Raw genomic sequence first — 5,806 nt, forward strand, 5'->3', positions numbered from 1 at the left:
ATTCTCCATTCCCCATTCCCTACTTCCCGCTAGTGTGCAGCCGCTTCATGGCTTCGTTGTAGTCCCCTGCCACCGCCAACGGCAGCACATCGATGGCGGCGTCGATGGCGCGCTCCATCAGCACCGCGTCATCGTCGGACGGACGCCCCAGCACCCAACCCACCACGCGGTCCTTGTGACCCGGATGGCCAATGCCAAGACGCAGACGGTGGAACTTGCCATGACCCAGCAGGCGGATGGTGTCACGCAGGCCGTTCTGGCCACCGTGGCCGCCGTCGAACTTGAGCCGGGCCACGCCGGGCGGCATGTCCAGTTCGTCGTGGGCGATCAGGGTCTGTTCCGGCTCGATCTTCCAGAACCGCTGTGCGGCGGTGACCGATTTGCCAGAGAGGTTCATGAAGGTGGCCGGCTTCAACAGCCATACCGGTTGCCCGGCGATGTCGACCTTGGCCACTTCGCCAAACAGTTTGCTTTCCAGCGCCCAGCGCGCGCCCTGCCGCTCTGCCAGGGCCTCAACGAAATGAAACCCGGCATTGTGCCGGGTCCGGGCGTGTTCGGGTCCGGGGTTGCCCAGACCAACGATCAATCGCAAGCCAGTCATCTGTCTGATGCATCTGTCGCACCCGCCCCGAAAGGCGGGCGCGACATTGCCGATTACTCGGCAGCTGCTTCTTCTTCGCCAGCCGAGGTCTTGGCGATGACCACGGCGTCGTCGTGGTTCTTGCCCAGCTTCAGCGCCGGGATTTCCACGCCGGCCGGCAGCTTCAGGCCCGACAGGTAGATGATGTCGCCAGCCTTCAGCTCGCCCAGGTCGACTTCGATCGACTGCGGCAGATCCTTCGGCAAGCAGGCAATCGCCACTTCCTTCAGTTCGTGGGTGACCAGCACGTCGGCAGCCTTGCCAGCCGGCGAGGTGTCTTCGTTGATGAAGGTCAGCGGGACCGAAGCGTGCAGCACTTCGTTTTCGTTCACGCGCTGGAAGTCCAGGTGCATGACCAGCTGCTTGTACGGGTGACGCTGCATGTCACGCAGCAGCACCTTGTGGATGGTGCCGTCCAGGTTCAGGTCGATGATCGACGAGTAGAACCAATCGTTGAACTGGGCCAGCCAGATTTCGTTGTGGTTGAACTGAACCTTCACCGGCTCGCGATCACCACCGTAAACGATGCCCGGAACCACACCTTCGTGACGCAGGCGGCGGCTCGCACCCTGACCTTGCACGTCACGACGAGCGACTTTGATTTCGTGAGACTTTGCCATTGTTGACTACTCTAGGTTGTTGCACCGCCTCGCGGCGCTGCGTAGAGACTCTTCCGCGACCAGAAGAGCCTGATGTGATCCCCGGACAAGCCGGGGACCGGATGCATCAATCCACGTACATCGAGCTGACCGACTCACCGAAGGCGATGCGGCGCATCGTCTCGGCCAGCATTTCGGCCACGCTGATCTGGCGGATCTTGGGACAGACGCGGGCCACTTCGGAAAGCGGGATCGTGTCGGTCACCACCAGCTCGTCGAGCTGGGAGTTGTTCAGGTTGTCCACTGCCGGGCCCGAGAGCACGGCGTGGGTGCAGTACGCGGCAACCTTGAGTGCACCGCGCGCCTTGAGGGCAGCAGCGGCCGCACACAGGGTGCCGGCGGTGTCGACGATGTCGTCGACCATGACGCAGGTCTTGCCTTCGACGTCACCGATGATGTTCATCACGGTGGCGACGTTGGCACGCGGGCGGCGCTTGTCGATGATGGCCAGGTCGGCATCATCCAGGCGCTTTGCCACGGCGCGGGCGCGTACCACGCCGCCAACGTCCGGGCTGACCACGATCAGGTTGTCGGTGCCGTAGGCGCGCCAGATATCGGCGAGCAGCAGCGGCGAGGCATACACATTGTCCACGGGCATGTCGAAGAAGCCCTGGATCTGATCGGCGTGCAGGTCGACCGTGAGGATCTGGTCGGTATGCACGGCCGAGAACATCTTGGCAGCGACCTTGGCGGTGATCGGCACGCGCGAGGAGCGCATGCGGCGATCCTGGCGGGCGTAACCGAAGTACGGCACCACCGCGGTGACGGAGGCGGCGCTCGCGCGCTTGAGCGCGTCGATGATCACCAGCAGCTCCATCAGGTTTTCGGCACTCGGGGCGCTGGTCGGCTGCACCACGAACACGTCCTGCTTGCGCACGTTTTCCTGGATCTCGACCTGCACTTCGCCGTCGGAGAACTTGGAAACCAGCGCTTTGCCCGGCCTCACCCCGAGTTCCTTGCAGATGCTCTGCGCAAGGCGTTTGTTGGCATTGCCGGAAAAGACCAGCAGGTTCGGGGAATCTTGCATGACAGCTCTCTCGGGCGGGGGGCGAGTAGCGAAAAGAACGTGATTACTGCAGAGATGGCGCGTTTGTGGGTTTGCGCACATCCATTGCGCTTACAGCCTTGGGGAAGGATGTGGCAGGGGCGGTAGGATTCGAACCTACGAATGCCAGGATCAAAACCTGGTGCCTTGGGCCTCTTGGCGACGCCCCTGCATCAAACACTTCCCGTCGTCTCCAGCGCATCAAGCAGTGGCGAGCGATCAACACCCGCAGCCACCCATGCCCGCAGTTGCCCCGGCAATTCCGCCAGGGCCTGCTCTGCAGCAGTACGCGTGGCGAATTCGACAAAACAACCGCTTCCCGACCCCGTGAGCCGTGCCCGACCAATACCTGACAGGGCCTGGAACGTTGCCTCGATGGCTGGCTCCTGGCGCCGTAGTACCGGCTCGAACGCATTTCCGAGGACGGTCCCGGAAGCGAAGTCCGCTATTTTCACGGGCTTGGCATCCCGAGTCAAATCCGGGGAACGGAAAAGTTCAGCGGTGGGGACGTGCACCCCCGGGTCGACCAGCAAATACCACGCTGGCGGCAGGCTGATCGGGGTCAACTGCTCGCCCACGCCTTCGGCCCAGGCGCTGCGGCCGCGCACGAACACCGGCACGTCCGCACCCAGCTTCACCCCCAGGGCAGCCAGTGCGTCTTCGTCCAGGCAGGTGCCCCAGAGCGCATTGAGCGCCACCAGAACCGTGGCCGCGTCGGACGAGCCGCCACCGAAGCCACCCCCGGCCGGGATGCGCTTTTCGACGCGGATGTCTACACCTTGCGGACAATCAGCCGCCTCTTTCAGGATCCTGGCGGCGCGGACAACCAGGTCATCGGCTTCGGCCACGCCGGCCACGGACGGCCCATCGCGACGCACCTGGCCATCCGCTCGCAGGCGCAAGCCTATGCGGTCACCCCAGTCCAGCAGGCGGAAAACGGTCTGCAGCTGGTGATAGCCATCGGCGCGACGGCCGGTGATATGCAGGAACAGATTCAGCTTGGCCGGGGCCGGCCAGTACGACCAGCCCGCATTCACGACAACGGCACTCATTGTTCGGCCGCGCCCCAGGCGTCGACGATCAGGCGTACCTTGGCATCGCCATTGACCGCCTCGATGCGGCGCGGCAGCGAGGGTTTGCCCGCCTCTGCCGGGTACCAGTCCAGATAGTCGATCTGCCAGCCCTGCTGGCGCAGCACGCGCGGCCGGCCTTCGGCATCAAAACCAAGATGCTCCGGCGTGCCGGTATCGGACGGCAGCCCGCGCACCCACTGCGCCAACTGCTCGACCGGTATCTCCCAGCCAGTTGCCTGCAGCAGCACCTGGCCGGCGTCGTCACCGGTGCGCGGACCACCCTCCAGGCCATCCAGACGCACCATCTGCCCTGCAGCACCGCTCAAACGCCAGCTCTGCCGGGTCACCGGTGCCGCCAGGCTGACCTCGTAGGCCTGCCCCCGCTGCTGCCAGTCGATCCGGCCATTGCCGCCATTGCGGCCCTTGCTGATCGCCGCCCGGCCCTGGAAGGTCCAATCCGGCGCAGCGCGCAGCGCTGCCTGGCGCGCCTGTTCAGCCGCCTGCGCCTGCGCCGACACTTCCGCGACTTCGGCCGCCACCGGCGTCTGCTGGCGCTTGGGCACGGAGCCGCAGGCCGCCAACGCAGCCACCATCAGCAGCACCAGCGGTGCCCGCCACAACTTCATCCTGTTCATGCACCCAACTTTTCGATCGCACGCTGCAGCGCGCGGTTGTCCGGATCCAGCTTGCGCGCCTCATCAAAGAAACGGCGCGCCTCGTCTTTCTGCCCCAGCACCCACAGCACCTCGCCAACATGGGCGGCGATCTCCGGATCCTTGTTCAGCCCCCAGGCGCGACGCAGGTGCTCCAAGGCTTCCTGGTTGCGCCCCAACCGGTACAACACCCAGCCATAGCTGTCGACAATGGCGGCATTGTCCGGCTCGGCCACACGTGCGCGGTCGATCAGTTCCAGCGCCTCCTGGTAACGCTGGGTGCGGTCGGCCAGGGTGTAACCCAGCGCATTGAGGGCGGCCACGTTCTCGGGCTCGGCAACCAGGATCTTGCGCAGATCGGCCTCGGCACGCGGCACGTCGTCGTTGCGCTCCCAGGCCAGGGCGCGCGCATACAGCAACGCTCCGTCGTCCGGGAACGCCGCCAGGCCGCGGGTAAGCACATCCATCTCGGCCTTGCTGCCATCGCGCTGCTGCAGCTCGGCCTCCAGCAGGTAGGCATCACGGCGCACATCGTCGTCCAGCGCGGCATCGGTCTGCACCGCATGAACCTCGGCATTGGCGCGCTGCTTGTCGCCCATCAGGTGCAGGGCGTTGACCGCGCGCAGGCGCGCTTCGCCGCGCTGCTCGCCACCGGGGACACCGTGGTACCAGTCCACGGCCTCCTGGTAGCGCTTGAGGTATTCGGCAATCTTGCCCAGCAGCAGACGCTGCTCGGGGTCGGGCTTGCTGGCCTTGGCCGAGATGTCCTGGTACAGCGCCAGCAGCGCGGCATCGTCCTTCTGCTTGGCCAGCAGCGAGGCACGCATGCCCCAGGTCTGCAGGTTCTGCGGCCCCTGCGCCAGCACCCGTTCGGCCGGTTCGGGCGCACCCAGCGCGTCATAGGCGAACGCCAGCGCATTGCGCAGCTCTTCATCAGCCGCGGCCTTGCCCTCGATGCCCTTCAGCAAGGCCAGCGCCTCGTCCTTCTTGCCCGCCTGGTTGAGCTGGGTGGCGTGCAGCAGCACTACCCGCGGCTCTTCCGGGAAGCGCCGGACCACCTCGGCCACCATGCGCTGGGCCAGTTCCGGGCGGTCCATGCGCAGCGCCAGCCGACCGAACTCCTGCCAGGCATCCAGCGTCTCGGGGATGGCATTGGCATCCACCAGCTCCCCCAGCACCTGCGCCGGCACCGCCGGATCACGGCCGCCCGTCGCCAGGGCCAGCACGGCGTAGCGCCAGGCCAAGGGTTCGGGGGCCCGCAGCACCGCCAGCAGTTCCCTGCGGGCCTGCCGCGCGTCCCCCTTGCGCATCGCCAGCGACGCACGGGTGGCACGTACCGCCACCGCCCCCGGGTCACGCTGCGCCCATAGCGCCAAGGCTTCATTGGCGCGGGCATCGTCACCGGCAATCATGGCAATGCGGGTGGCCCGTTCAGCCAGCCCCACGTCGCCCTGTGCCTGCTGCGCGGCCTGCAGGTACCAGCGCGCGGCGTCGGGCAACTTGCCGGCCTGCAAGGAAAATTCGCCGGCCAGCATGGGTTCCAGCGGTGGCGCGGGGGTGGCTACCGCAGCCACTTCCGCGGGTTTTGCCGGTGCCGCCAACGCCGGGAAAACCGGCAGGGAAAGCAACAGAACGGTGCATATGCGATGGAATACGGGCATCTGGCGCAACCGGGCCGTAAAATGGCGGCCTTCAACAGCCAGCAGCTTATCGCAAGCAACTGAACAGATGACCCT

The 5,806-nt window shown here is 65.9% G+C and carries 6 protein-coding genes and 1 tRNA gene; all 7 read right to left on the minus strand.

Annotated features, from left to right (window positions below; genetic code table 11):
* Positions 1-19: 19 nt before the first annotated feature.
* Positions 20-601, minus strand: coding sequence for an aminoacyl-tRNA hydrolase (gene pth, locus B2527_RS12300; protein ID WP_293713906.1), 582 nt, complete (start codon positions 599-601; stop codon positions 20-22).
* Between the two features lie 53 nt (positions 602-654).
* Positions 655-1,260: a 50S ribosomal protein L25/general stress protein Ctc gene (locus B2527_RS12305; protein ID WP_293713908.1), complete on the minus strand. Its 606-nt coding sequence runs from the start codon at positions 1,258-1,260 to the stop codon at positions 655-657.
* Positions 1,261-1,366: 106 nt separating this feature from the next.
* Complete coding sequence (locus tag B2527_RS12310; RefSeq protein ID WP_293713910.1) at positions 1,367-2,326, minus strand: ribose-phosphate diphosphokinase; 960 nt, start codon at positions 2,324-2,326, stop codon at positions 1,367-1,369.
* A gap of 111 nt (positions 2,327-2,437) precedes the next feature.
* Positions 2,438-2,514, minus strand: a tRNA-Gln gene (locus B2527_RS12315).
* A 3-nt stretch (positions 2,515-2,517) separates the two neighbouring features.
* Positions 2,518-3,396, minus strand: coding sequence for a 4-(cytidine 5'-diphospho)-2-C-methyl-D-erythritol kinase (gene ispE, locus B2527_RS12320; RefSeq protein WP_293713912.1), 879 nt, complete (start codon positions 3,394-3,396; stop codon positions 2,518-2,520).
* A complete protein-coding gene (gene lolB / locus B2527_RS12325; RefSeq protein ID WP_414717082.1) occupies positions 3,393-4,043 on the minus strand; it encodes a lipoprotein insertase outer membrane protein LolB in 651 nt (216 codons plus the stop codon). The genes ispE and lolB overlap by 4 nt, the downstream gene beginning before the upstream one ends.
* Positions 4,044-4,048: 5 nt before the next feature.
* Complete coding sequence (locus tag B2527_RS12330; RefSeq protein WP_293713916.1) at positions 4,049-5,731, minus strand: tetratricopeptide repeat protein; 1,683 nt, start codon at positions 5,729-5,731, stop codon at positions 4,049-4,051.
* Positions 5,732-5,806 lie beyond the last annotated feature (75 nt).

It is taken from the genome of Stenotrophomonas sp. UBA7606, assembly GCF_002477705.1.
Classification (GTDB): Bacteria; Pseudomonadota; Gammaproteobacteria; order Xanthomonadales; family Xanthomonadaceae; genus Stenotrophomonas.